Origin of the sequence: Ottowia sp. (assembly GCF_046348305.1) — a bacterium.
GTDB lineage: Bacteria > Pseudomonadota > Gammaproteobacteria > Burkholderiales > Burkholderiaceae_C > Ottowia.
The window spans coordinates 253369-279096 of record NZ_JAXMEM010000005.1; the positions used below are offsets into that span (position 1 = coordinate 253369).

Below are 25728 nucleotides of genomic sequence, written 5' to 3' on the forward strand. Positions count from 1 at the left end.
GTCCCAAGCCCATGCCTTCATGACCAATTCCCACGGCATCCACGTCATCGACACCGGCTTCGTGCGCCCGCACCTGGACGCGGCCTACCTGATCGTCGAGAAGGGGCGAGGCGCCTTCATCGACTGCGGCGTCAACCATTCGGTGCCACGCCTGCTGGCGGCCCTGGCCGATGCGGGCCTGGCGCCGGGCGACGTGGACTGGCTGATCCTGACGCACGTGCACCTGGACCACGCCGGCGGCGCGGGCGCGTTGATGCAGCAATTGCCCAATGCCCGTCTGGTGGTGCACCCACGCGGTGCGCGGCACATGATCGACCCCAGCCGGCTGTGGGCCGGCGCCACGGCGGTGTATGGCGAGGCCGAGATGCAGCGCAGCTACGGTCAGCTGGTGCCGGTGGCGGCCGAGCGCGTGGTCGAGGCACCCGACGGCCACGCGGTCGAGCTGGCCGGCCGGCGCCTGGTGTGCCTGGACACGCCCGGCCACGCGCGGCATCACAACGCCATCCACGATCCGGCGTCGGGCTGCGTGTTCAGCGGCGACACCTTCGGCGTGTCCTACCGCGAGTTCGACACCGCGCAGGGCCCGTTCATCGTGCCGGCCACCTCGCCCAGCGAGCTCGATCCGCCGGCGCTGCATCGCTCCATCGACCGGCTGGTGGCGCTGCAGCCCGGCGCCATCTATCCGACGCACTTCGGCCGCCTCGAGCCGGTGCAGCGACTGGCGGCGCAGTTGCACGAGCAGATCGACGCCATGGTGGCGATCGCGGTCGCTGCCGATTGCGCGGCGCGGGACGCCCGCCACGCCGCCCTGCGCGCCGGCCTGCGGCAGCTCTACGTCGGCCGCGCGCTGCGCCACGGCTGGTCCGGCGGCGAGGATGAAGCGGCGCGACTGCTGGCCATCGACATCGAGCTGAACGCCCAGGGCCTGGGCGTGTGGCTGGACCGGCGCGGGCAGCGCCCGTCATGACGGCCACGCCTTCGGCCCATGACGGCCCGGTGCGCGATTGGCTGCGCGCGGCCGCCCGCGTCGCCGTGCTGACCGGCGCCGGCGCCAGCGCCGAGTCGGGCGTGCCCACGTTTCGCGATGCCCTGACCGGCCTGTGGGCACGCTTCCGGCCCGAGGACCTGGCGACCGAAGCGGCGTTCCGGCGCGACCCCGCGCGCGTGTGGGCCTGGTACGCCGAGCGGCGTGAAAAGCTGCAGGACGTGCAGCCCAACGCCGGCCACTTCGCGCTGGCAGCCTTTGCGCAGCGCCACCCGGGCCGCCTGACGCTGATCACGCAAAACGTCGATGGGCTGCACCAGCGCGCCGGCAGCGAAGGGGTGCTGTGCCTGCACGGTGACTTGTTCGAGAACCGCTGGCTCGACTTGCCGCGCGATTGCTGCCGCATCGACGATGCCTGTGCCGGCCTCCCGCCGTATTGCGATCGCTGTGGCAACCTCGTGCGCCCCGGTGTCGTCTGGTTCGGCGAGCCGCTGCCCTTTGCCGCGCTGGACGCGGCGCAACGGGCCGCGCGTGCGTGCGAGGTGATGCTGGTGGTCGGCACTTCGGGCCAGGTTCAGCCGGCGGGTGGACTGGCCACGCTGGCGCGTCAGGCGGGCGCCCGGGTGGTCGTCGTCAACCCCGAGCCGACCGACCTGGACGCGGTGGCGCATGCCATCCTGGCCGGGCCTTCGGCGCGGCTCATCCCGGAGCTGCTGGATTTCTGATGGTCCCGTGCCGCGCGCGACGGCTCGGCTCACTCCGGGGACCGTTCGCGTCGTTCGTCGGCGTGTTTGGCGGGTTCCTTGGGCGCGGGGCGAGCGGCTTGCGGGCGCGGTGCTGCGTGGTGCTCGGCGGCGCCGGGCGCAGCCCGCTCGGCCGGGACCGGGGCGGGTTGGGGCGGGCGCGCCGCGTGCTCGGCCAGGGTGTTGCGCCGGAGTTCCGGCACTTGCGGCGCCCGGGTGTTGGCGGGCAGCACGGCGGGCTCGCGTTCAGGGCGAATCAGCGCCGGCCGGGCTTCGCGCGGCCGCTCGTTGTCGCGCGCCTGGGGCGGGGGCGCCAGCGCAGGCATCTCGGGGCGCGGCGCTGGGCCGTCGATGCGCCGATCCGGCATGTGCTCCGGCGTCGTGCGGGCTTCGGGCGCGCGCTCGAGCGGCGCCGGCGCGGCGGGTGCGCGCTCGGCAGGCAAGCGCGCCTGCGGCAGGCGCTCATCGGGTCGCGGGGGCACACCGGCCAGCGGTTCGCGGCGTTCGAGCGGCATGGCGCCTGTTGCGCGCTCGCTTGGGGGCGCGGGCGGTTGCGCGGCGTGCGCCGGCTGGCCGGGGGCCATCAGCCGCACGGGCTGCGGGGGCGGCAGGCTTGCAGCCTCGCGGCCGGGCGCGGCCGCCAGGTTGAAGCGCTGCTGCGTTTGCGGCAGCGGCGCCTGCCAGTGCGTCATCGGGGCGGCGGCGGCGGCCAGCGCGGCGTGCGCGGGCACGTCGCCACGGAACGCGCGGTGGTCGGCGGTGGCGCTGGCCGGCGCTTCGATGATCACGTTGCGCACGTTGGTGATGCGGTTGTTGACGACCGTGTTGTTCACCACCGTGTTGTTGATCGTCACGCTGTGGTTGTCGGCGATGTGCATGCCGCCGTGAATGATGGCCGGTGCGCCGGTGACCACCGCCGGCGGCGTGCCGATGGGGGCCGGAACGATCAGGCCAAGGGCCGAGCCCGGCGGCGGCGGCACGAACACGCCTTGGGGGCCCAGGGCCAGGGTTCCCACCACGCCGGGCAGTGCCACCGACAGCGTCAGGCGCAGCGTGGGGGGCGGCGGCACAAAGGCCAGGCCGGGCGCGCACCAGAAGCCGTTGACAAACACCACGGCGCTGCCGCGGTGTTCATAGTACGGTTCGACCCAGAAGTATCCGGGGCGCGGTGGCGGCGCCCAGTAGCCGGCCGACCAGACCCAGCGGCCCTGCCACGCCCAGTAGCCACCGATCCACACAGCGTCGGCAAAAGGCGACGGCGGTGGGGCTTGCACCAGCATGGGCGGCGGTGCCCAAGGCACCAGCAGCGGGGCGGGTTGCACCAAGGGCGCTTCGGCGTACACGCTGACGACCGGTGGCGGTTCGCTGGCGACCGCCGGCGCAGCCGCCATGGGCGGCGGGCTGTAGACCACGGGCGTGGGCTGAACCACGGTGCAGGCGCTCAACAGCGCCACCGACGCCAGCGCGGCACACACGCCGGCCAAGTGCAGTGCGGGGCGGGCGCCGCCGTGCGGCAAGGGTAGGGGACGGGATGACATGATCTGGGCCTTTGCACGCGGCGAGCTGTCTTCTGATGGCGTCGCCGGGTGGCGATCATGCGGGGCAACAAACCGTGACCCTGCAACAACGGGCCGGGTTGTTCGGCGGTTGACGCGGTACGGCTTGGTCGGCGCCTGTTCGCGCCTGCGGCATTTCCGCCTTGCCCTGGTACTGCGACCCGAAAGCATCGAAACATGAAATCGCGCCTTCGCACGCATGGCGGCGTTGCAAATCCTCGCAATAACTTCGGCTATTGCTGCGGTTTGCGCCTTGCCCTGCGCGCGAATTCATCGATTTCATCTTGTTCCTCTACTTCCGGGTCGCAGTACTAGACTCAGCGCCGTCATGAACATCCTTCTGGTTGAAGACGACACGACCCTGGCGCAGTCCGTTGCCGAAGCCATTCGCGCGCGGGGCTGGCGTGTCGATGTCAGCCACCGGGGCGAGCCCGTGGCCAAGTCGGTGCAGCAGGACGACTACGACGCACTGGTGCTCGACATCGGCCTGCCGGGCATCGACGGGCTGGAAACGCTCGAGCGGGTGCGGGCGCAGGGCTCGCAGCTGCCGGTGCTGATGCTGACCGCGCGCGACAGCATCGACGACCGGGTGCTCGGCCTGGCCAGCGGGGCGGATGACTATCTCGTCAAGCCCTTTGCCGTGCCCGAGCTGCTGGCGCGGCTGCACGCGCTGGTGCGGCGCCACGAGTTGCGGCGCAGCAAGGTGCTGCAGGTGGCTGCGCTTCGCTTCGACGCGACGACGCGGCGCGCCTACAACGGCCCCCAGGCGCTCAGCCTGACCGCGCGGGAGTCGATCGTCGTCGAATACCTGCTGCTGCATATCGGCGCCATCGTGTCCAGGGATCATCTCGTCGCGCTCATCCCCGACTGGAATGCCGCCACCTCCGACAATGCGATGGAGTTGCTGATGTCGCGGCTGCGCGGCAAGATCGAGCCGGCGGGCGTGCGGCTGCGCACGGTGCGCGGCCTGGGCTACCTGCTCGAACCGTCCACGCCGCTGGACATCGCGCGATGACACGCCGCAGCCTGAGGCGTACGTTTGTGCTGTGGCTCACGCTCTCGCTGGCGGGGCTTATCCCGCTGGCCGCGGCGATGATCTATGGGCTGGTGCTGACGCCGGCGCTTGATTTGCTGGACCGCTCCCTCACCGACACGGCGGTGGCGCTGTCGCAGATCATCGAGGATCAGCAAGGGCAGATCACCCTGCCGCTCAGCGAACAGACGGCCAAGGCCCTGAGCACCGATCTCGTGGATGAAACGGTGTTTTCCGCCGCCGACCCCGCCGGTCATCTGTTGGCGGGGCATGCCGAACTCGCCGCGCTGGCGCCGGCCACCCTCGGGCCCGGCGAGTGGCGCTTTTTCGACGGCAAGCTCATGGGCCGGTCCGTGCGCGTTGCCGCGTATGGCTTTCCTTGCGCCAGCGCCGGGCGGGTGTGCCCCGTGCTGGTGGCCGAGACCCTGGGAAAACGCACGGCGGCCTTGCGCGCCGCGGTGCTGGGCGCAGCGGCCGGCGCGCTGGCCCTGGCCTTGCCCCTGGCCGCGCTGGCGTTGCTGGCCATCAACCGGGTGCTGCATCCCCTGCAGCGCGCGTCGGACGCCATTGGCCGGCTCAGCGTGCAACAGCTGCGCCCCATCGACGCCAGCAGCATGCCCAGCGAAGTGGCCGGCTTCGTGCAAACGCTCAACGGTCTTTTGGCGCGGCTGAGGCAGGCCGCCGGCGCGCAGCAGGCCTTCGTGGCCGATGCCGCGCACCAGTTGCGCACGCCGTGGGCCATCGTGCGCGTGGAGGCGTCGGAGCTGCTCGCCAGCGAGCATCCCGCGGCCCTGCAACCCGCGCTGGAGCGCCTGCATCTGGCCGCCGAACGCGGCAGCCGTCTGGCGCAGCAACTGCTTTCGCTGGCGCGCGCCGAGAGCGCGGCGCTGGAGGCCAGGCCCTTGCTCCAGCGGATCGATCTGCGCGAGCTGGCCGCCGACAGCGCCGACCGCTGGCTGGCCGTGGCCTTGCAGGCCGGGCAGGATCTGGGCTTCGATCTGGAGCCGGCGTCAGTCGATGGCCACCCGGTGTTGCTCGATGAGTTGCTGGGCAACCTGATCCACAACGCCATCGAGCATGCGGGCCGCGGCGCCAAGGTCACGGTTCGCACCCGCACGCTGGGCCCCATCACCGAACTGAGCGTGGAAGACGACGGTCCCGGCGTGTCCACCGAGGAGCGCGAGGCGCTTTGGCAGCGCTTTCATCGGGGCCGGGGTGCCGGTGGCACCGGCAGCGGTTTGGGCTTGGCGATCGTGGCCGACATCGCCAGGCTGCATGGCGCGACGGCGGCAATCGATGAAGCGCCGGCCGGCGCCGGCTTCATTGTGCGGATCCGCTTTGCGACACCTGGTCGGCCAGCGCCGCAGGAACCAGGGGAGACGCCGTGACCGCCGCGTCCCGCTTCTTGGCCCGCGCCTTTCGGGCAAAGGCAACCACCTGCCAGATGATGAACAGGGCAATCAGGCCCAGCAGGGTGCCGCTGATCGGGCGCTCGACGAAGATCCCGAAGCTGCCGCGGCTGAGCAGCAGGGTGCGCCGGAAGTTTTCTTCCAGCATGGGGCCCAGGATGAAGCCCAGCATGAGCGGCGCGGCATCCAGCCCGAAGCGCATGAAGATGTAGCCGATCAGCCCGAAGATCGCCGTGGTGTAGATGTCGTCCAGGTTGTTGTTGATGCTGTAGGTGCCGATGCAGCAGAAGAACAGGATGGCCGGGAACAGCACGTTGTACGGAATCTTGAAAATCGACAGCAGGTAGCGCACCAGCGGCACGTTGAGCACCAGCAGGAACACGTTGCCCACCCACATGCTGGCCACCAGCCCCCAGAACAGCTCGGGGTGGCTGGCGATCATGTTGGGGCCGGGCTGGATGCCCTTGATGATGAAGGCGCCCAGCATCAGCGCCGTCACCGCGTTCTCCGGAATGCCAATGCTCATCAGCGGAATGAAGCTGGTGCGCGCTGCGGCCTCGTCGGCCGCTGCCTGTCCGGCCACGCCCTCGATCGCGCCGGTGCCGATCTCGTCCTTGAACTTGCTGACCTTCTTGTCGAACGCATAGGCGGCAAACTGGGCGATCGCCGCGCCGCCGCCGGGCAGGATGCCGATGAACGAGCCCACCGCGCTGCCGCGCAGCGCACTCGGAAAGATGCGCTTGAACTCGGGCCACGTGGGCATCAGCTTGATCGTTCCGTTGAACGGCGAGCGCTGTTCATGCGAGTCGAGGTTCTTGGTGATCTCGGCAATGCCGAAGCAGCCAAGGGCCAGGCTGACCAGGCTCACGCCGTCGGTCAGGTTGGGCAGATCGAAGGTGTAGCGCGCCATGCCGCTGTTGACGTCGGTGCCCACCATGCCCATCAGCACCCCGATCATGCACATGGCAAAGCCGTTGAGCAGGCTGCCCGTGGTGACGAAGCTGACGCACAGAAAGCCGAACATCATCAGCGCGCAATAGTCGGCCGGCCCGAACTTGAAGGCCACCTCGCCCAGCGTGGGCGCCAGCCAGGCCAGCACCACGATGGCCACCGTGCCGCCGATGAAGCTCGACACGCCGGCGGTGAACAGCGCCAGGCCCGTCTTGCCCTTGAGCGTCATCTGGTAGCCGTCGATGCAGGCCACGATGCTGCTGGCGTGCGGCATCTTCATCGTGATGGCGCTCACGCTGTCGCCGTACTGGGCGCCGTAGTAGATGCCTGCCAGCATGATCAGCGCGCCCGTGGTCGAGATCGAGTAGGTCAGCGGCAGCAGCAGGCTGATGGTGGCCAGCGGCCCCAGGCCGGGCAGCAGGCCCACCAGGGTGCCCACCGAGCAGCCGATGGCGCAGTACAGCAGGTTGTGCAGCGTCAGCGCGTGTTCAAAGCCGAAGGCCAGGTTGTGCAGCGTTTCCATCCGTCGGTTCCAGAAAGTGGGTGTTCTTGCGCGCGGGCCGTGGACCCCACGGCGCGGGTCGAGGCAGGCTCAATGGGGGCCGGGCAGGGGCAGGTTGAGCCCCAGGAGGTATTCGAACGCGTAGGCGACGGCGATCAGGGCGACGGTGATCTTGACGTTGCGCAGCCACGAATAGTTGTCGGCCGCCAGCGATGCGAAGAAGACCATGAACGCGATGCCGAGCACCATGTTGGCGTACTGGGAAACCACCGCAAAGCCGCACAGCGCGATCATGATGATCACGATGTTCCTGATGCTGAAATCCACCGGCACCCGCTGCACGAAGCGCGAGCGAATGATGCTCGCGATGGCGATCACCAGCAGGATGCCGCTGATCACCAGCGGAAACAGGCCAGGCCCCGCGCGAGAGAAATCCCCGATCGGATAGCGCAGTGCGCCCAAGCCGAAAGCAAGGGCCACGGCGGCCAGCAGCAGCCCCTTGAGCAGGTTTTGATCGTTCATGTCGGCAGACCCGTGAAACTTGACGTTTCATTGTTCGCGACGACGACGCGCACCGCCACATCGGCAACTACGTACGACAGCTTTCCGACAGGTGGCGCGAGCGGCCGCCCCGTGCCCTGGGGCGGCTCGCCGGCGGGGCTAAACCCAGCCCAGCGCGCCCAGCAGCGCCCCGGCGCCGATCAGCCACAGCAGGTGGATGCGCGTGCGCCAGACGATCAGCGTGGCCACGGCCGTCAGCAGCCACAGGCGCCAGTCGCGCGCCGGCTGGTCGTGCGCGGCGCTGAGCAGCCAGCCCGTGACCAGCAGCAGGCCGATGACGATGGGCGCCATGCCGGCCTTGAAGGCGCGCACCGAGCGGCGCGTGCGGTTGCGGTGCGCCCAGCGCGTGGCGGTGTAGGTCAGCACGCCCGAAGGCAGCAGCATGCCCAGCATGGTGACGAAGGCCCCCGCACCCGCCAGCACGTAGGCGTGCCAGCCCGTCGTGGGCCCGCCGCCGGCGTTCAGCCCCACGTTCCAGCCCATCAGCGCCACGAACAGCACGTTGGGCCCCGGCGCGGCCTGCGCCAGTGCGATCGAGCCGTTGAACTGCGACTCGGTCAGCCAATGGTGGTCGCTGACCAGGTAGCGGTGCATCTCGGGTGCCGTGCCAATCGCCCCGCCCACCGCCAGCAGCGACAGCGACAGATAGCGTGCGAACAGGTCCAGCCAGTCAGCCGTGCCCAGCGTGATGCTCATGGCCGCGGCGCCTCGTCGGCGGGCGGCAGCGGCCGCAGGCAGTGCCAGGCCCACAGGCAGCCGGCCCCGCCCAGTACCAGGAGCACCACCGCCAGCCGCACCTTGAACACCACCATGGCCAGCACGGTCAGCGCCACCAGCGCCAGGCACACCGCGCGCCCCATCGGGTTGCCGCGCAGCGCCCCGATCAGCTTGATGCCGGTGGCGACGATCAGCGCCGCCGCCACCGCGCCCATGCCACGCAGCGCGCCCTGGGCCAGGGCTGAGTCGGCCACGGTGGCAAAGCCGGCCGCCAGCAGCAGCACCAGCACGCTGGGCAGGGCCAGCATGCCGGCCAGCGCCACCAGCGCGCCGCTCAGGCCGAAGTGCCGGTCGCCGATCATCATCGACAGGTTGACCACGTTGGGCCCGGGCATGATCTGCGCCACCGCCCAGTCCTCGACGAACTGCTCGCGCGTGAGCCAGCGCTTCTTCTCCACCAGCTCGCGCTGCACCACCGCCATCACGCCGCCAAAGCCCTGCAGCGCGATCCCGCTGAAGGACCAGAACAGGTCGGCGCGCGAGCGCGGGGCGCCGACGGCGTCGGTTGGCGCGGGCGCCACGTTCAGTCCAGCACGCCCAGGATTTGCTCCACCGGCCGCCCGAGTCGCGCGCCCTTGGGCGTGACGACGATCGGCCGCTCGATCAGCACCGGCGTGGCGTGCATGGCGGCGGCCAGTTGGTCGTCGGTGAGCGATGGGTTGTCCAGGCCTTGCTCCAGATACTCGGGCTGCTTGGTGCGCAGCAGGGCGCGCAGGGGCTGGCCGGTGGCCCTGGCGATGGCCTTGAGCTCGGCGGCGCTGGGTGGGTGCTTGAGGTATTCGACGATGGTGGGCGCCATGCCGCGCTCGCGCAGCAGGTCCAGCGCCTTGCGCGAGGTGCTGCACTTGGGGTTGTGGTAGATCGTGACGGCGCTCATGACATCTCCTGAAAACTATGATAATGATAGCTGCTTGCGCTTGACGGACAAGCGCTGTAGCCCGATTTCATTCATAAATCAAGTACGGTTGGCGCGCGTGCAGCCAGGCCTGCTCGTCGGCCGTTGCCAGTGCGTGGAGCGCGGCTGGCGGGGCTTTCGGGTCGTCCACCCACTCGCGCAGCAGCGGGCCGCCGTTGATCAGGTCGATGGCCAGGCGCTCGTGCTCGTATTCATACGCAAAGTCGCGCCACAGCGGGTAATCGGGCGCTTGCCGGCGCAGCGCCTTGAAGGCCAGCGCCTGCAGGCGCCAGGGCTTGAAGGCGGCGTGGTCGTAGTGCGTGGGGTCTTCGACGTGAATCTGCACGCCGGCGCACAACTGGCCGGCGTGCTTGTGGAAGGTGGGCTCGAACCAGCATTCGCGCAGGCGGCAGCCGGCAAGCCATTCGGGCGCCATGGCACGCATGTCGGCCAGCAGGCGGTGCGTGTCGATGTCGGGCGCGCCACACAGCTCCAGCGCGCGCGTGGTGCCGCGGCCTTCGGACAGCGTGGTGCCCTCCAGCATCACGGTGCCGGCGTAGGCGCGCGCCATGCCCAAGGACGCGGCGTTGGGGCTGGGGTTGACCCAGGTACGTTCGGTGGGCCAACCAAAGCCGGGCGCGGCATCGGCTTGCCAGCCTTGCATGGCGATCACGCGGTATTCAAGCTGAAGGCCCAGGTGCGCGATGAACCAGTGGCCCAGCTCGCCCAGTGTCAGGCCGTGGCGCATGGGCATGGGGCCGGCGCCGACAAAGCTCTCCCAGCCTTCGCGCAGCGTCAAGCCTTCCACGGGCCGGCCGGCGGGGTTGGGGCGGTCCAGCACCCACACCGCCTTGCCGTGCGCACTGGCGGCCTCCAGCACGTAGCGCAGCGTGGTGATGAAGGTGTAGATGCGGCAGCCCAGGTCCTGCAAGTCCACCAGCAGCACGTCGAAGCTGTCCAGCATGGCGGGCGTCGGGCGGCGCACCGTGCCGTACAGGCTGAACACCGGGATGCCAAGGCGCGGATCGGTGTAGTCGCTCGACTCGACCATGTTGTCCTGCTTGTCGCCGCGCAGGCCGTGCTGGGGGCCGAAGGCGGCCGTGAGGCGCACGTCGGGCAGGGCGGCCAGGGCGTCGAGCGCATGCGTGAGGTCGCGCGTGACCGAGGCCGGGTGGGCCAGCAGCGCCACGCGCCGGCCCTTCAGGGGTGCGCGCAGGGCGGGGTCTTGCAGAAAGCGTTCAAGGCCGAATTTCATGGACGGCGATTGTCGGGCACGCGCGCCGTCCAGCCGGCGCGGTCATGAAAATCGGGCTGCGCGCGCGGGTGCGCCAGCGCCCAGTAGCTGAGCGTGCCGTCGGCGGTTTCGATGACGGCGCTCAGGCCCAGCACGCTGCCAGCTGCGGGCAGCGCGCCCGTGGGCAGCCAGGCATCCAGCTGGAGCGCGTGCGCGTCGTGGGTGCGGGCGATGCGCGGGGCGGGCCCGGTGGGCGTCGCGTCGTCGCGTTGACGCTCGGCAGCGAAGCTGTAGACGGCCCAGTCGCCCGAGGGGGAAAAATTGAATTCGGCATAGCGCGGGCTGTCCGCCGTGCCGACAAAGGCCTCGAAGCAGGTGTGGCGCCACAGGCCGTCGGTGGGGCGCGGACGGTCGGCCGGGGGCGGCAGGCGCAGAGTGGACAGCGCGCCCACCAGCGTGTAGCGCAGGCGCCAGCCGTCGGGCCCGTGCGCCAGGGCTGCGTCCAGCCGCTGGACCGACGCGCAGGGCGTGGCCGGATGGGGCACCAGTGGCCAGCGGATCATGCTTGTGGCCCGTGCGTCAGGCCGGCTTCGGCTCCAGGATCAGCTGGGTCTGCGTGACCACCGCGCACAGCTTGCCGTCGGCATTGGTGACGGTGGTTTGCCACACCTGGGTGCTGCGCCCGCGGTGCAAGGCCACGGCTTCGCCGGTCACCACGGTGCCCACGGCGGCGCCAGCGATGAACTTGGTGCTGGAGTCCGTGGTGGTGGTGCTCTGGCCGGCTTTCAGGTTGAGCACCGTGCCGACCGCGCCCAGGGTGTCGGCAAAGGCCATGAACGAGCCGCCGTGCAGCCGCCCGCCGGCGGTGCACAGGTCGGGGCGCACGGTCATTTCGGCGCGCACGCGCTCGGGCGACACGGCCAGCAGCCGCACGCCCATCAGGCCGGGCAGCAGGGGGTCCAGAAGGCTTTGCAGGGTGCTGAGGTCGAGCATGTCGGTTATCCATGGCGCTGCGCGCCAGCCGCAGCCGATGAAACGCAAGGAGCCCAATGGCCGCGGAGCGTGTGGCAGGGCGTCCCAGCATAGCAGCCCGCATGGGTGCAGCCCGTTACGGTGGCGGTCATGCGCCCTGCCTACAATTGCTTCACAAGAATGCACCCGGGGGCGCCGGTGCAGATGTGCATTGATGCCAAGGAGGTTTGTCCATGTTTCTTTCCAGCTCGATTCGATGGCGCGCGGTGTTGGCTCTTTTGGCTGCCGCGGTGCTGGCCAGTGCCTGCGGCACGGTCGACCTGGGGCCGCGCTACAGCCCGCCGCCGATCCGCATGCCCGAGTCCTTGCCGGCCAACCCGGCAGAGGCGCCGCCCACGGTGCAGCCCATGCCGGTGCCGCCGCCGCAGTCGGTGCCGCAGCCGCTGCCGCCCATCGGCACGCCGGTGCCGGCGCCTCCTGCGGCCTCGCCGTCCGCCAACCCGAACCTGGTGACCCTGACCACGCAGCTGGACGGCGCCAGCGTGATCCCGCCGGCGCGCAGCGGCGCCACGGGCCAGCTCGACGCGCTGTACGACGGCGCCACCCGCGTGCTGCGCTGGAAAGCGTCCTGGAGCGGCCTGGCTGGTGCCATCACGGCGGTGCAGTTTCGCGGCCCGGCCGACGCGACGCAGATCGCCCAACCCGTGCTGCTGTGGCCCGGGCCTTTCGGCGACCGCTACGAGGGGCGCGCCACACTCACGCCGTCGCAGGCCACCGACATGCTCAGCGGCCTGTGGTATGTCAGCGTGTTTACCAGCAGCTATCCGCAAGGCGAGTTGCGCGGCCAGTTGCGGGTGGTCAACTGATGCGGCTCACCCGTGTTGCCGCAAGCGGCCTGCTGGCGGCCGTGCTGGCCGGTTGTGCGTTGGTGCCTGCGCCGGCTCCGCGCGGCGCGCCGCCGCCGCCGGTGTCCGGCCAGATGCCCGAGCTGGCGGCCTTCAGCGCCCATCTGAACGGGCAGCAGGCTGTGCCGGCCAATGACAGCCGCGCGCAGGGCGAGCTGGTGGCGGTGCTCAACCGCAACACCGGTCTGCTGCGCTGGAAGCTCAGCTTCAGCGGCCTGAGCGGCCCGGTGCGGGGGGGCGCGTTCCACAGCCCGGGCATGAGCGGCGAGATCGCGCCGCCCGTGGTCTCGCTGGGACGCACGGTGCAAAGCCCCGCCGAGGGCCGCGCCATGCTGACGGCCCGGCAGCGCGCCGACCTGCTGACCGGGCAGTGGTACGTCAACCTGCCGACGGCGCGCTATCCCGACGGCGAATTGCGCGGGCCGCTGATCGAGCAGCGGCGGTGAAATGAAACACCCCCAGTTTCCACTCGCTGCGCGATGGGTTGCCTGGTGCGCGCCGCCAGAGGCGGCGGCCCTTCGGTCTGTCCAGACCTGCGCAGGCAGGTCTGGAGCCGCAGACCTCAGCCCCCTTGAAGGGGGCATCGCCTGTGAGCGGGCATAGCCCTTCCACGGCGATCGCTGGCACGGCCTGCTCCGCGGCCTTCGGGCTCTTTGGGTTTCACCGGCTGCAAGTCACGCGAAGTGCGGTGGTTCACTGACGTTGACTATTCCTCCGCGGGCTGCTGATACTGACTGACCAGTTGCTGCTGCACCGCCGGCGGCACCGCCGCGTAGTGCGACAGCGCCAGGGCGTAGCTGCCCTGGCCCGCGGTCATGGCGTTGAGCCGGCTCTGGTAGTCCGTCAGCTCGGCCAGCGGCGCCTGGCCGGTGATGGTCAGCTCGCCATGGCGGCCGCTGTCGGTGCCGCTGACGATGCCGCGGCGCGCCGACAGATCGCCCGTGATGGCGCCGGTGGCGCTGTCGGGCGCGGTGATCAACAGGCGCGCGATCGGCTCCAGCACCACCGGCCGCGCCTCGCGCACGGCGGCCTGAAACGCCTTTTTGCCGGCGGTGACGAAGGCCACTTCCTTGCTGTCCACCGGGTGGTGCTTGCCCTCGTGCACGATCACGCGCACGTCCTGCACCGGATAGCCGGCGATGACGCCCTCGGCCAGCGCCTCGCGCACGCCTTTTTCAACGGCCGGCATGAACTGGCCCGGAATGGTGCCGCCCTTGACCTGGTCCACAAACTCGAAGCCGGCGCCGCGCGGCAGCGGCTCCACGCGCAGGTGCACCTCGCCGAACTGGCCGGCGCCGCCGCTCTGCTTTTTGTGGCGGTACTGCGCGGCGGCGTTTTGCGTGATGGTCTCGCGGTAGGCGATGCGCGGCGGGCGGGTGTCCACCTCGAACTTGTGCACGTCGCGCAGGCGCTCCAGCAGCACGCGCAGGTGCAACTCGCCCAGGCCGCGCACGATGGTCTCGTGCGTGCCGGCGGCGCGCTCCAGCCGCAGGCAGGGGTCTTCGGCCACCAGCTTGGCCACCACCTCCCACAGGCGCTGCTCGTCGCCGCGCCGCTTGGGGCTGAGCGCCACGCCATGCACCGGCACTGGAAAGGGCAGAGGCTTCAAGTGCACGTGCTCATGCTCGGCGGCGTCGTGCAGCACGGCGTCGAACTGCAGCTCGTCCACCTTGGCGATGGCGCAGATCGTGCCCGGGCCGGCCGCCGCCAGCTCGGCATGGCTCTTGCCTTGTTGCAGATAGAGGTGGCCCACCTTGAAGGGCTTGCGCCCCTCGCCCACGAACAACTGCGTGCCCGGCGCGATGGTGCCCTGGTGGACGCGCACAAAGCCGAGCTTGCCCACGAAAGGGTCGATGCTGATGCGAAACACGTGCGCCAGCACCGGCGCCGCCGGGTCGGCCTGCGCGTGCAGCAGCTGGGCGGCTTCGCCCTCGCCGTTCAGGAAGTCGGGCGGGTTGCCTTCGGTGGGGTTGGCCAGCAGCCGGGCGATGACGTCCAGTAGCTCGGCCACGCCTGCGCCGCTGCGCGCCGAGACAAAGCACACGGGCACCAGGTGGCCTTCGCGCAGCGCCTGCTCCAGCGGCGCGTGCAGCTCGCTGGCGTCCACGTCGCCCTCGCTCAGGTAGCGGTCCACGAAGGCGGCATCGACCTCGACCACCTGCTCGACCAGGGCGCGGTGCGCGTCGGCCACCGCGCCGAAATCGCTGTGGCCCTCGCGGTTGTAGAAACAATCGACCACCCGGGTGGCCCCCGCATCGGGCAGGTTCAGCGGCAGGCAGGGCTTGCCGAAGCTGGCCTGGATGTCGGCCAGCAGGCCGGCCAGGTCGGCGCCTTCGGCGTCGATCTTGTTGACGATGATCAGACGGTCGAGCTGGCGCTCGGCCGCCTGCGCCATCATGCGCCGCGCCATCGGCTCGATGCCGGCCGCCGCGCTGATGACGATGGCGGCGGTCTCCACCGCCTCCAGCGCCGCCAGGCTCTGGCCGCTGAAGTCGGGCAGGCCGGGGGTGTCGATCAGGTGCACGCGGCAGCCGGCGTGCTCCAGGTGCAGCACCGAGGCCTGCAGCGAGTGCTGGGCCTTGACCTCCATCGGATCGTGGTCGCTCACGGTGCTGCCGCGCTCCACGCTGCCCATCGCCCCGATGGCGCCGCTGGCGTGCAGCAAGGCCTCGGCCAGGGTGGTCTTGCCGCTGCCCGTTGCGCCCACCAGGGCGAGCGTGCGGATCGATTCGACGGATGCGGGGGCGCTGGCTGTCATCGCGGGTCACTCCTCAATCAGGGGCCATCATGCCAGCTCCATTGCTGCGTTGCACCCATCGCTTACCGGAATCGCAATCGCTTGCCGACATGCACGCGCGACGGCGTGTCCTACTGCGGATGAGCCATCAGGTATTTGGCCAACGCGTGATAGGCGGGCAGCGAAGTGGGGTCGTTGCCCGCGTTGGCCGCCACCGGGTGCGAGGCAAAGCGCGCGATCACCATCTCGGCCTTGGGGTCGATGTAGATGGCTTGACCATAGACGCCACGCGCGCCGTATGCGCCGTGCTCGTTGTGCGTGACCCACCACATGTCGCGGTAGCTCCAGCCGGGCAGCAGGTCGTAGCCTGCCTTGGCGAAGGCGTCGCGGTCACCGCCTTTGCGGATGTCCTCAACCACCGAGCGCGGGATGATCTGCTGACCGTTCCATTCGCCGCCGCGGCGCATCATCTCGCCAAAGCGCGCCAGATCGCGCAAGCCCGCGTTGAGGCCGCCGCCGGCGAATTCGGTGCCAACGCTGTCCACTTCAAAGTAGGCGTCTTGCTCCATGCCCATTCGGCTCCAGATGCGTTCAGACAACACCTGCCCCACCGACTGGCCGGTTGCCCGGCGGATGATCCAGCCCAGCACGTCCGAGTTCACCGTCTTGTAGGCGAATGCGCCGCCGTGTTCGCCTTCCTTCTTCACCGTCTGCAGGAATTCGTAAAACGTTTTTGGCCCCGCGTAGTTGGGCGGGCGCGGCAGCACGCCGCCAGCGCGCACGTGGTCCCAGATCTCGGCCTTGGGGTCGGCATATTTCTCGCTGTACCGCAAACCGGTGCGCATGTCCATCACCTGGCGCACGGTAGCGTCGCCGAAGGCGCTGTCTTTCAGCTCCGGCACGTACTGCGTCACCTTGGCGTTCTCGTCGATCTTGCCTTCGGCAACCAGAACTTCACCCAAGGTGCCGAAGAACGACTTGGTGACCGAGTGCGCGAGGTGTTGGCCGGTGGGTGTGAGCGCCCCTGCGTAGCGCTCGTACACCACACGCCCCTTGTGCAGCACCACCACGCCGTCCGTGTAGTTGGCATCGAACGCCTGGCCCCAAGTCATGGGCTCGGTCTTGCCCAGCGGCACAAAGCTGACCGCATCCAGATCGCGTCGCTCGGCGCGTGGCAGCGGCGTGGGCGGCAGCAAGCCGCGCGAGACGTTGGTGGTCGGCACCAATTGGCGGATGTTGGAGAACGTCCAGCGCAACTGGGGAAACTTGAGAAACGATCCATCCGCCCATCTGATGATCTTGTCCGGCGGCGGCGGCGAGCCAAGCATCCAGCCCAGCTTGTCGGGATCGGAATTTTGCGCGCTGGGCGGTGCGGCCGTTTGGGCGACGGCGCCGCCCATCACGCCCACGCCGAGCAGCGCGGAAAGTACCACGCGGATTGCAAGAGGTCGCATCATTCGAGTCTCCCTGGTTGTACTTGCGGGCTCACGCACAGGCATCATAAGCGTGGTTCGCTATGCTGCGGCCATGAACACCAATGACTTCGACATCACGCCGGCCGCCGTGCTGGTCACTTGGTTTGGCGCCCACCCGCTCGATGCCGCCGCCATGCAGCGCGTGCAGGCGCAGTGGTTTCAGAAGGACGAGGCGTTCGACGCCATGCTGCGCCAGCGCTTTGGCGCCACCGTCGAGGCCGCGCGCACCGGGCGGCTGGATGCCTGGGCCGAGAATGCCGAAGGTCGCCTGGCGCTTCTGATCGTGCTCGACCAGTTCAGCCGCAACGTGTTTCGTGGCCGGCCCGAGAGCTTTGCCGCCGACGCCCAGGCCTTGGCCCTTGCGCTGGAGGGCATTGAGCGCGGCCACGACCAGGCCGTGCCGCCCATGGCGCGCATCTTTTGCTACCTGCCGCTGGAGCACGCCGAGGACGCCGCCATGCAGGCGCGCAGCGTGGCGCTGTTCGCGGCGCTGCGCGACGCGGCCGACGCCCAGCCCAAGGCGTTCTTCGACGGCACGCTGGAATACGCCCGCAAGCACCAGGACGTGATCGCGCGCTTTGGGCGCTTTGCGCACCGCAACGCCGTCCTGGGGCGCGCCAGCACGCCCGAGGAGTTGGCCTACCTGGCGCAGCCGGGCGCGGGGTTCTGAGGCTCAGTTGCTGGCGCAGCGCCCCGCGTTGCCTGCCGTGGCGCAGGTGACGTTGGGCGGCTGGGTGATGTGCGTTTCGTTGGTGATGGAGGTCGAGGTGGATTTGCCGAAGTCCAGCGAAATGGTGGGGGCGGACGGCGCCGTGCCCATGCCGTGGTTTCCCATGGCCGCGTTGTTGCCCATGCTGCGCTGGAAATTGGCGGTGCGCTGCGCGTCGATGTGCTGCATGGCGCTTTGCATGCACTGGGCATAGGGCACCGAATCGGGGGCAAAGCCGTATTCGGAGCACTGCGCGCGGCTGCGACGCAGGTCGTCCTCATGCACGGATTGCTGCAGTCCGCAGCCGGTGAGGGTCAGGAGGAACAAAACGGCAACGGGGGCAAAGCGCGTCATGACAGGCCTTTCGATGGAACATGCGTCGCGCAGGGCCGTCGATGGGCGCGCTGCGTCAGGCGCGTTCGCGATTGTAGGAGCGCAGGGCGCGCGGTGCGCGTTGCCGTCCACCAGGCGCCGGCCGCATAAGATCGGCACTCGCGCTGGCGTGCCGGGCCGCATCAAAGGCCGGCGCACCGACGCCAGATCATTTGCTTGAGAGGCCTTGCATGAAACCGAAGCAATCCACCGTGTCCCACCTGCTGGCCGTGCTTGCGCTGGCCGCTTCGGGCGCTGCCCTGGCCAGCGGCACGCACGCGGGCAGCCACAACCATGATGGGGGCGGCGCGACGGCCATCGGCCAGCCCGGCAGCGCCGCCCAGGCCCGGCGCAGCGTCGCCATCGAGATGAGCGACGCCATGCGCTTCACGCCCGCCAGGCTGACGGTCCGGCAGGGCGAGACCGTGCGCCTGCTTGTCCGGAACACGGGCCAGATCAGGCACGAGATCAACCTGGGCACCAGGCAGGAGTTGCTGGAACACCTGGAGCAGATGAGAAAGCACCCGGACATGGCGCACGACGAACCGGGCAAGCTGACCCTGGAGCCGGGCCAGCAGGGCGAGATCGTCTGGCAGTTCACCCGGGCCGGCGTGGTCGACTTCGGCTGTCTGATCCCCGGCCACTACGAGGCCGGCATGAAGGGCGTCATCGTGGTCAGCCGCGATCCGGCGCACCACTGAGCAGGAGCTGAGACGGCGCGCCGCGCACCCCGCCAAGGCGGGGCCGGGGTTTTTGCTTCGGCGCGTGACGCTGCGGCCCTCACGCCACCCAGCTCTCACCCAGCTCTTCGGCCTGCTGCAAGACCAGTTCCACCGCGCCCTCCTGCTGGTCGGGCGGGTACTTGTACTTGCGCAGGATGCGCTTGACCATCAGACGCAGCTTGGCGCGCACGCTGTCGTGGCGGGCCCAGTCCGCGGTGATGTTGCGGCGCAGGCTGTCGGTCAGCTCCTGGGCGATCTTCTTCAGCGTGGCGGCGCTCAGCTCGCGCACCGCCTGCACAAAGGCCACTTGTCGGCGGTGGCCCAGAGGGCTTTCTTGAGGTCGTTGGGCATGGACAGGATTTATAAGCTGAATTGGCCTGTGGCGCCCGTCTGGCAAGCGCAGGTAGCTATCAAAATTGTAGAATTGATTGGCAAGGCGCGGCCCGGCAAGTCGCCCTCAACCCCGCCTGCCGGGTGCCGCGCCGTTCGTGCTCATTCGACCTGCTCGAAGTCGATGAAGCCGCGCGTCACGTTGGTGTCCACCAGCTTGGCGCGCAGCTTGTCGCCCACCTTGACGGCGCGGCTGGGCAGCAGCATGCCGTCGGCGGGCGGCTCGAAGATGCGCAGCCAGGTGTTGCCCTTGGACTGGCCCGTGACGACGCCGTCGAACACCTCGCCGATGCGGCCTTCCAGCAGCATGGCGGCTTCGGACTTGCGCAGCTGGCGCTCGACCTTGTTGGCGGCGTCTTCCTGGCGCGTGCAGTGGTTGGCCAGCATCTCCAGCTCGGTGTTGGAGTAGGGCGCCGGCTCGCTGGCCAGGGCGGCCTTGATCAGGCGGCCGGTGATCAGGTCGGGGTAACGGCGGTTGGGCGCGGTGCTGTGCGAGTAGTCGCGCACGGCCAGGCCAAAGTGGCCGATGGCGGGGCCGCCGGGGTGCTCGAGCACGTATTCGCCGCGGCCCATCAGCTTGACGATGGTGAGCGACAGGTCGGGAAAGCGCTCGGGGTCGCGCCGGCGCTCGGCGGCCAGAAATTGCTCGAGCGCCCGGGAGTCGGGCTCGGGCGGCAGCGTGGTACCACGCTCGGCCGCCACCTCGGCAATGCGGGCCCAGCGCTCGGGCGAGCGCACCACGCGGCGGATGGCAGCGCGGCGCTTGCCGGCCAGGTAGCGCGCGGTCACGCCGTTGGTGGCGACCATGAATTCCTCGATCAGTTGGCGGGCGCGGTTTTGCTCCTGCTGGCGGATGGCCACCACCCGGTCACCGTCGAACTCGGCGCGCGGCTGCAGGGTCTGGAATTCGAGCGAACCCTGCTCGCGCCGGCGCGCGCGCAATTGCTGGGCCACCGAGTCCTGCGTGCGCAACTGCTGGTCCATGCCGGGCACGCGGTCGGCGGCCTCGGGCAGCGGGCCGTCTCCGGTGAGCCAGGCGGACACGGCGTCGTAGGCCAGTTGCGCCTGGTTGCGCACGCGCGCGCGCTGGATGTGGCTGCGCAACAGATCACCGTTGGGGGCGAACACCATCTCGGTGACGTTGGCCACGCGCGTCTGGCTGGGGTTGAGCGAGGTGAGGTCGGTCGAAAGTTTTTCGGGCAGCATCGGAAAGATGCGCGCCGAGGTGTAGACGCTGGTGGTGTTGATTTGCGCGTGGCGGTCGATGGCGCTGTCCTTCTTGATCAGCGCATCGACGTCGGCGATGGCCACCAAAATCTTCACGCTGCCGTCGGCCAGCGTCTCGCTGACGGTGATCTGGTCCAGGTCGCGCGAGTCGTCGTTGTCGATCGAGCACCAGAGCAGGCCGCTCAGGTCGGCAATGTCCGCGCCATCGGCCGTGCCCGGCCCGTCGATGGCGCGCAGCTGTTGCAGCGCCGGGCCCGAAAACTCGGGCTGCAGGCCGCGCTCGCGCATGGCGGCCACGGCCAGCTCGGCCAGTTCTTCTTTTTGGTGGGGGTGCAGCTTGTTGTTCATGATGGCCTCCGGGTGACCATCATAGGCAAGCCATCAGGGCAGCGCGCCCGCCAGCAGACCAGCGCGGCCGAGCACGAACCCCAGCGCCGCGCAATTCAGCACGATGGTGGCCCAGTACACACGCCGAAATTCGGGCTTGCTGGACTTGTGCCGCAGGCGCTGCTGCGCCCACCAGGCGGCGGGCCAGCCGCCCAGCAGGGCCAGCAGATGCAGCTGCTGCTCGGACGTGCGCCAGCCACCGCGCCGGGCTGCGCTTTTGTCGGCGGCGTAGGCGGCATAGGTGACGAGGTTGAGCGCCGCCAGCGCGCCCAGCAGCCACAGCGGCAGGCGCTGCGACCATGCGCCCCAGGCCAGCAGGGCCAGCCAGCCCAGCATCAGCAGCGCGGCCAAGCCGGAGCCGGTGGGGGGCTCGGGCTCGCGCCGCGGCGCCGGGCGCACGCGGGCGTCGGCTGGGCGCGGGCCGTTGCGGCGCGGCGCAGCGGAGGCCGCCGCCTCGGCCAGCGGCCGCACGTCCATGGCGCGTGGGCCCTTGCCGCCGACCTGGATTTCCTCGAAGCTGACGCGCAGGCCTTCGGCGGGCGGGGTGCTGCCGCGAAAGTCGCGGATGTGAAAGAACACGCTGGCGCTGCGCGCGCCCTGGATGAAGCCGAAGCCCTTGGCCGCGTCCCAGCGGCGCACGTTGCCTTGCTCGCGCATCGCGTCAACCTGCCTTGGCCGGTGCCAGCGTGTACAGCGGAATGTCGTGCGCGCGGCCCAACACGCCCAGCTCGCGGCGCGTCTTGCCCAGCGCCCAGGCGGCGATGGCGGCGTGCGTGGCGGGGGCGAAGGGCGCGCGCAAATCGGGCATGGGCAGGCCGGCGGCCTTGAGCAGGGCGGCGGCAAAGTGCGGCTCCAGCGCGGCAAAGGCCACGCGGCCGTCCCTGCAGGGATAGACCTTGTAGCCGGCGTGTGCGCCGCCCACGGCGCCGCTGGGCAGGGTCAGGCCCCAGTCGCGCGGCAGGGCCAGCCACTGGGCGGCGCCCAGCAGGGTGACTTCGCGGTGCACGCCGCGGCCGCTGGCGCGCGCTTGCAGCAAGGCGGCCAGCGTGGCCTCGACGGCCAGTAGCGCACCGGTCATGTCGGCCAGCAGGGTGGGGGGCAGGGCGGTGCCGGTGATCAGGCCCGCCTCGGCCAAATAGGTCAGGTCGTGCCCCGGTTCCTCGGCGCGCTCGCCCGACGCGCCGACGATTTCGACCAGCGACAGTTGCGGATGCGCGCGGCGCAACGCGCTCCACGACAAGCCCAGCTTGGCCAGCGCCGAGGGGCGAAACGAGGTCAGCAGCACGTCGGTGGCGGCCAGCTCGCGCGCCAGGCGCGCGCGGCCGCGCTCGCTCTTGAGGTCGATGGTGAGGGCGCGGATGCCCGCGTGCATCTGGCCGTAGGCGTCGGGGTTGTACTGGCCCATCGGGTCGCCGCTGACGGTGGGCGCCGGGCCGGGCGGCTCGACCTTGAGGCAGCGCGCGCCCAGCGCACGCAGGCGCATCAGCGCCGCCGGGCCGGGCAGGTTGAGCGCCAGGCTGACGATGCGCGTGCCGCGCAGGGGGCGGAAGGAGGTGGATTGGGGCATGAGACGTTGCTCGGGGTTGGGTTCAGTCATTCTTGGCGTTGCGCGCCACTCGCAGGTGTTGAAGCCCAAAGAGCCGAACGGCCGCGGAGCTGGCCAAGCCAGCGATCGCCGTGGCCGGGGTTTCCCCGGTCACTGGCGAGCCTTGCAGGCCGCGGCGGTGCCAGAGGCACCGCCTCTTCGGGCTGTCCAAGCCTGCGCAAGCAGGCTTGGAGCCGCAGCCCTCAGCCCCCTTGGGGGAAGGCGAAACATCGCGCAGCGAGTGAAGACTGGGGGTGTTTCATTACACCGGGTTCTCGAGATTGAACTGCTGGGTCTGTTCATCGTAGCCGAACAGTTCGGCGTAGCGCCCCCAGGTGATGATGGCGCGCATGGTGTCCTCGGCGCGTTCCTCGGACATGTGGTCTTCCAACTGTTCGGAAAAGCGCACGAAGGGCGCGCGGTGGCTGGCGCGCTCGTCCAGCACGCTGCGGATCAGCGCCGCCAGCGGCACGTAGGCCAGCAGGTGCTCGCGAAACAGGCGCTTGCGCGCGTCCACGCCCTGGTCGGCAAAGCGGCGGCCGGCGTCGGTCAACTGCACGTCGCCTTCGGCCATCTCGGCCAGGCGCAGCAGTTGCAGCGTCTCGACGGCGGGGAACAGCTCGTCGGCCTCCATTTGCAGCGCCGCGGCCACGTCGGGCAGGTCGGCCTTGCCGTGGTAGGGTGGCGCGGCCAGCAGCTCGATCAGGCCCGACAGGCGGTTGGTGGACACCTTGGGCAGCGCCAGGCCGATGCCCGTGCCCGGGATGGCATCGATGCCGCGCCTGTCCTGCGCCCGCGCGGCGTCGCGCTGGGTCATCAGGCCGTAGATGTCGTCCACCAGCTCGCGAAAGGCCGGGTCCAGCCGGTTGCGCGGGTGCGGCAGATCGACCCGGATCTCGCGCGCCACGCGCCCGGGGTTGGAGGCGAAGATCAGGACGCGGTCGCACATCAGCACCGCCTCTTCGATGTTGTGGGTGACGATCAGGATCGACTGGATCGGCAGGCGCCCTTCGCTCCACAACGCGATGATGTCGGTGCGCAGGGTCTCGGCGGTCAGCACGTCCAGCGCCGAGAACGGCTCGTCCATCAGCAGCAGGTGCGGGTGCACCACCAGCGCGCGCGCAAAGCCCACGCGCTGGCGCATGCCGCCCGACAGTTCCTTGGGATAGGCGCTCTCGAAACCGTCCAGGCCGATCAGGTCGATCGCCTCCAGCGCGCGGTGGCGCGCCTCGGCGGCCGGCACACCCAGCGCCTCCAGCCCCAGCAGCACGTTTTGCAGCACCGTGAGCCAGGGGAAGAGCGCGAAGCTCTGGAACACCATGGCGATGCCCTCGCACGGCCCCAGCACCGGCGCGCCGCGCCAGCGCACCTGGCCGGCGGTGGGCACCAGCAGGCCCGAGATGATGCGCAGCAGCGTGGATTTGCCCGAGCCCGAGCGGCCGAGCAAACCGACGATTTCGCCCTCGCGCACGGTGAGCGAAACGTCGTCCAGCACCACCAGGTCGGCGTTGTCGCTTTTGTGATAAATCTGGCGTACGCCCTCGATCTGCACCAGAGCGTTCGTATCAGCTCTCTGGGTCAAGGGCTCTTGCGTGCTGTCCATGGTGTCTGCGTCTTTCAGTCAACGCTGGCGCGTGATTGCGCCGGCAGACGATAAACCTCAAAGTGCCCGAGGGCCGCGGAGCAGGCCATGCCAGCGATCGCCGTGGCCGGGGTTCCCCCGGTCACTGGCGATGCCCCCGGACGGGGGAAGGCGCAACAACGCGAAGCGTGTGGAGACTGGGGGTGAGACATTTCAATCAAGCCGCAACCGTCGCGTAGCGAGGTCGTACAGCGGGCGCCACAGCACGCGGTTGAAGGCGATGACCAGGGCCGACATGATCACCACGCCCAGCACCACACGGTGGTCGTCGCCCGCGCTGGTGGCGTCGGCGATGTAGGCGCCCAGACCGTGTGCGTGCAAGGTGGTGTCGCCCCAGCTGGCCACCTCGGCCACGATGGAGGCGTTCCAGGAGCCGCCGCTGGCGGTGATGGCGCCCGTGACGTAGTACGGAAAGATGCCCGGCAAAATGACCTGGCGCCACCAGCGCCAGCCGCGGATGTGAAAGCTGGCGGCGGCTTCCTTCAGGTCATTGGGGAAGGCGCTGGCGCCGGCGATTACATTGAACAGGATGTACCACTGCGTGCCCAGCACCATCAGCGGCGACAGCCACACGTCGGGCGCCAGATGCCAGCGCACGATGGCCACCACCGCGAACGGAAACACCAGGTTGGCCGGGAACGCCGCCAGAAACTGCGCCAGCGGCTGCACCACGCGGGCCACGCGCGGGCGCAGCCCGATCCACACGCCAATGGGCACCCACACCACGGTGGCCAGCGCCATCAGCACGGCCACGCGCAGCAGGGTGATCAAGCCCAGGCCCAGCGCCCGCGCCACCTCGTCGAGCGAGACGCCGGCGGCCAGATACGCCCCGATGTAGCCGGCCGCGGCGAGGACGCCGACGAACACGGCCGCGCGCCACAGCCGGTCGGCGCCGGGGCTGCCTTTGGCATCGCGGGCGGGCGGCGGTGAGCCCTTGCCGATCTGCAGGCGCTGCGTGGACAGGCGGGCCACGGCTGCCGCCGCGGGGGCCAGCAGGCGGCTGGCGATGCGCGTGCGGTGCGCGGCCACCAGCAGCCACGAGCGCGGCGGCGGATCGCCGGCCGACAGCTCGACGCGGAACTTGTCGCTCCAGGCCACCAGCGGGCGAAACAGCAACTGGTCGTACAGCAGGATCACGGCCAGCATGGCGCCCACCGCCAGGCCGATGGCGCCCAGGTCGCGCTGCTCGATGGCCAGCGCCACGTAGGAGCCGATGCCCGGCAAGGCGATCGTGGTGTGGCCCACCGAGATGGCTTCGGAGGCGACCACGAAAAACCAGCCGCCCGACATCGACATCATGGCGTTCCACACCAGCCCGGGCATTGAAAACGGCACCTCCAGCCGCCAGAAGCGCTGCCAGGACGACAGGTGAAAGCTGCGCGCGACTTCGTCCAGGTTGGGTGGAACGGTTTTCAGCGACTGGTAGAAGCTGAAGGTCATGTTCCAGGCCTGGCTGGTGAAGATGGCAAAGATGGCCGCCAGCTCCACCCCCATGACATTGCCCGGAAACAGGGCCATGAAGCCCACCACGGTGAAGGACAAGAACCCCAGAATGGGCACCGATTGCAGGATGTCCAGGAGCGGCACCAGCACCATCTCGGCGCGCCGGCTCTTGGCCGCCAGTGCGCCATAGGCCAGGGTGAACACCAGCGAGGCCGCCATGGCCGCCAGCATGCGCATGGTGGTGCGCAGGGCGTAGTCGGGCAGGGCGGCGGCGTCCAGCGAAATCGGGTGCTGCTGCAGGGCCGTCAGCGGCGCCGAGGTCTCGCGCGCCGTTTGCGCGATCAGAATCAGCGTGCTGATCAACAGGCCGAAGGCCAGCGCGTCCCAGATGTTGGGCGCCCGGCGGCGCAGCGCGCCCACCTCCATGGCCGGATGGTGGGTTCTGGAAGGATTCAGGCGCCAGAGTGCCACGGAAAAGGTGGGGGGGCAAAGGACTGCAAGGACACGCCCCCCATC

Annotated in this window: 25 protein-coding genes and 1 pseudogene; 8 read left to right on the plus strand and 18 right to left on the minus strand. The window is 69.9% G+C overall.

The window, feature by feature from the left end; translation table 11 throughout:
* Positions 1 to 19 precede the first annotated feature (19 nt).
* Together U1F38_RS07235 and U1F38_RS07240 are read left to right on the plus strand one after the other, a co-directional pair.
* The gene (locus U1F38_RS07235) at positions 20 to 967 is read left to right on the plus strand and encodes an MBL fold metallo-hydrolase (RefSeq protein ID WP_409986379.1); all 948 of its coding nucleotides are present in this window, start codon (positions 20 to 22) and stop codon (positions 965 to 967) included.
* On the plus strand, positions 964 to 1710 hold the full coding sequence (locus U1F38_RS07240) for an SIR2 family NAD-dependent protein deacylase (RefSeq protein ID WP_409986380.1): 747 nt from the start codon (positions 964 to 966) through the stop codon (positions 1708 to 1710). Before U1F38_RS07235 ends, U1F38_RS07240 begins: the two co-directional genes overlap by 4 nt.
* A gap of 29 nt (positions 1711 to 1739) precedes the next feature.
* Here U1F38_RS07240 and U1F38_RS07245 read toward each other — a convergent pair whose 3' ends face one another.
* On the minus strand, positions 1740 to 3266 hold the full coding sequence (locus tag U1F38_RS07245; RefSeq protein WP_409986381.1) for a hypothetical protein: 1527 nt from the start codon (positions 3264 to 3266) through the stop codon (positions 1740 to 1742).
* Between the two features lie 346 nt (positions 3267 to 3612).
* On the opposite strand from U1F38_RS07245, the gene U1F38_RS07250 reads away from it, so the two are divergent.
* Both U1F38_RS07250 and U1F38_RS07255 read left to right on the plus strand, forming a co-directional pair.
* Positions 3613 to 4299 (plus strand): response regulator, encoded by a 687-nt coding sequence (locus U1F38_RS07250; RefSeq protein WP_409986382.1) that lies wholly within the window; start codon positions 3613 to 3615, stop codon positions 4297 to 4299.
* Entirely contained in the window at positions 4296 to 5705 is a 1410-nt protein-coding gene (locus tag U1F38_RS07255) for a sensor histidine kinase N-terminal domain-containing protein (protein ID WP_409986383.1), read from the plus strand. Before U1F38_RS07250 ends, U1F38_RS07255 begins: the two co-directional genes overlap by 4 nt.
* Here the strand turns inward: U1F38_RS07255 and U1F38_RS07260 are convergent.
* From U1F38_RS07260 to U1F38_RS07295, 8 genes are all read right to left on the minus strand, one after another.
* Complete coding sequence (locus tag U1F38_RS07260) at positions 5638 to 7200, minus strand: tripartite tricarboxylate transporter permease (RefSeq protein ID WP_409986384.1); 1563 nt, start codon at positions 7198 to 7200, stop codon at positions 5638 to 5640. The two genes, U1F38_RS07255 and U1F38_RS07260, sit on opposite strands and share 68 nt — an antisense overlap.
* A 69-nt stretch (positions 7201 to 7269) precedes the next feature.
* Positions 7270 to 7701, minus strand: coding sequence for a tripartite tricarboxylate transporter TctB family protein (locus U1F38_RS07265; protein WP_409986385.1), 432 nt, complete (start codon positions 7699 to 7701; stop codon positions 7270 to 7272).
* A 138-nt stretch (positions 7702 to 7839) separates the two neighbouring features.
* On the minus strand, positions 7840 to 8436 hold the full coding sequence (locus U1F38_RS07270) for a chromate transporter (RefSeq protein ID WP_409986386.1): 597 nt from the start codon (positions 8434 to 8436) through the stop codon (positions 7840 to 7842).
* Positions 8433 to 9038: a chromate transporter gene (locus U1F38_RS07275; RefSeq protein WP_409986387.1), complete on the minus strand. Its 606-nt coding sequence runs from the start codon at positions 9036 to 9038 to the stop codon at positions 8433 to 8435. The genes U1F38_RS07270 and U1F38_RS07275 overlap by 4 nt, the downstream gene beginning before the upstream one ends.
* A gap of 2 nt (positions 9039 to 9040) precedes the next feature.
* Positions 9041 to 9394, minus strand: a complete 354-nt coding sequence (arsC, locus tag U1F38_RS07280) for an arsenate reductase (glutaredoxin) (protein WP_409986388.1) — start codon at positions 9392 to 9394, stop codon at positions 9041 to 9043.
* A gap of 67 nt (positions 9395 to 9461) precedes the next feature.
* A complete protein-coding gene (locus U1F38_RS07285) occupies positions 9462 to 10667 on the minus strand; it encodes an exo-beta-N-acetylmuramidase NamZ domain-containing protein (RefSeq protein WP_409986389.1) in 1206 nt (401 codons plus the stop codon).
* Positions 10664 to 11209 (minus strand): DOMON-like domain-containing protein, encoded by a 546-nt coding sequence (locus tag U1F38_RS07290; RefSeq protein WP_409986390.1) that lies wholly within the window; start codon positions 11207 to 11209, stop codon positions 10664 to 10666. Before U1F38_RS07290 ends, U1F38_RS07285 begins: the two co-directional genes overlap by 4 nt.
* A 16-nt stretch (positions 11210 to 11225) precedes the next feature.
* Complete coding sequence (locus tag U1F38_RS07295; protein WP_409986391.1) at positions 11226 to 11639, minus strand: PaaI family thioesterase; 414 nt, start codon at positions 11637 to 11639, stop codon at positions 11226 to 11228.
* A 212-nt stretch (positions 11640 to 11851) separates the two neighbouring features.
* Between U1F38_RS07295 and U1F38_RS07300 the strand changes: the two genes are divergently transcribed.
* On the plus strand, positions 11852 to 12484 hold the full coding sequence (locus U1F38_RS07300; protein ID WP_409986392.1) for a CHRD domain-containing protein: 633 nt from the start codon (positions 11852 to 11854) through the stop codon (positions 12482 to 12484).
* Complete coding sequence (locus U1F38_RS07305) at positions 12484 to 12969, plus strand: CHRD domain-containing protein (protein WP_409986393.1); 486 nt, start codon at positions 12484 to 12486, stop codon at positions 12967 to 12969. The genes U1F38_RS07300 and U1F38_RS07305 overlap by 1 nt, the downstream gene beginning before the upstream one ends.
* Before the next feature lie 260 nt (positions 12970 to 13229).
* On the opposite strand, the gene fusA is transcribed toward U1F38_RS07305, so the two are convergent.
* Both fusA and U1F38_RS07315 read right to left on the minus strand, forming a co-directional pair.
* Positions 13230 to 15281 carry an elongation factor G gene (fusA, locus tag U1F38_RS07310; RefSeq protein WP_409986394.1) on the minus strand — a complete coding sequence of 684 codons (2052 nt, stop codon included), beginning with the start codon at positions 15279 to 15281 and terminating at the stop codon, positions 13230 to 13232.
* A gap of 110 nt (positions 15282 to 15391) precedes the next feature.
* A complete protein-coding gene (locus tag U1F38_RS07315) occupies positions 15392 to 16717 on the minus strand; it encodes a serine hydrolase domain-containing protein (protein WP_409986395.1) in 1326 nt (441 codons plus the stop codon).
* A gap of 70 nt (positions 16718 to 16787) precedes the next feature.
* Here U1F38_RS07315 and U1F38_RS07320 point away from each other — a divergent pair, with 70 nt between their 5' ends.
* Positions 16788 to 17405 carry a DUF924 family protein gene (locus U1F38_RS07320; RefSeq protein WP_409986396.1) on the plus strand — a complete coding sequence of 206 codons (618 nt, stop codon included), beginning with the start codon at positions 16788 to 16790 and terminating at the stop codon, positions 17403 to 17405.
* A 3-nt stretch (positions 17406 to 17408) separates the two neighbouring features.
* Here the strand turns inward: U1F38_RS07320 and U1F38_RS07325 are convergent, their stop codons facing one another.
* On the minus strand, positions 17409 to 17798 hold the full coding sequence (locus U1F38_RS07325) for a hypothetical protein (RefSeq protein WP_409986397.1): 390 nt from the start codon (positions 17796 to 17798) through the stop codon (positions 17409 to 17411).
* 209 nt (positions 17799 to 18007) lie between these two features.
* Here U1F38_RS07325 and U1F38_RS07330 point away from each other — a divergent pair, with 209 nt between their 5' ends.
* Positions 18008 to 18517 (plus strand): plastocyanin/azurin family copper-binding protein, encoded by a 510-nt coding sequence (locus tag U1F38_RS07330; RefSeq protein ID WP_409986398.1) that lies wholly within the window; start codon positions 18008 to 18010, stop codon positions 18515 to 18517.
* A gap of 79 nt (positions 18518 to 18596) precedes the next feature.
* On the opposite strand, the pseudogene U1F38_RS07335 reads toward U1F38_RS07330, so the two are convergent.
* From U1F38_RS07335 to U1F38_RS07360, 6 genes and pseudogenes are all read right to left on the minus strand, one after another.
* Positions 18597 to 18830: pseudogene (locus U1F38_RS07335) on the minus strand (type I restriction enzyme endonuclease domain-containing protein); the annotation flags it as partial.
* Between the two features lie 200 nt (positions 18831 to 19030).
* Positions 19031 to 20503, minus strand: a complete 1473-nt coding sequence (locus U1F38_RS07340) for an RNB domain-containing ribonuclease (protein WP_409986399.1) — start codon at positions 20501 to 20503, stop codon at positions 19031 to 19033.
* A gap of 33 nt (positions 20504 to 20536) precedes the next feature.
* Positions 20537 to 21199 carry a DUF1294 domain-containing protein gene (locus tag U1F38_RS07345; protein WP_409986400.1) on the minus strand — a complete coding sequence of 221 codons (663 nt, stop codon included), beginning with the start codon at positions 21197 to 21199 and terminating at the stop codon, positions 20537 to 20539.
* Between the two features lie 4 nt (positions 21200 to 21203).
* On the minus strand, positions 21204 to 22109 hold the full coding sequence (locus U1F38_RS07350) for a CoA transferase (protein ID WP_409986401.1): 906 nt from the start codon (positions 22107 to 22109) through the stop codon (positions 21204 to 21206).
* A gap of 280 nt (positions 22110 to 22389) precedes the next feature.
* The gene (locus tag U1F38_RS07355; protein WP_409986402.1) at positions 22390 to 23730 is read right to left on the minus strand and encodes an AAA-associated domain-containing protein; all 1341 of its coding nucleotides are present in this window, start codon (positions 23728 to 23730) and stop codon (positions 22390 to 22392) included.
* A gap of 192 nt (positions 23731 to 23922) precedes the next feature.
* Positions 23923 to 25638, minus strand: a complete 1716-nt coding sequence (locus tag U1F38_RS07360) for an ABC transporter permease (RefSeq protein WP_409986484.1) — start codon at positions 25636 to 25638, stop codon at positions 23923 to 23925.
* Between the last annotated feature and the right edge of the window lie 90 nt (positions 25639 to 25728).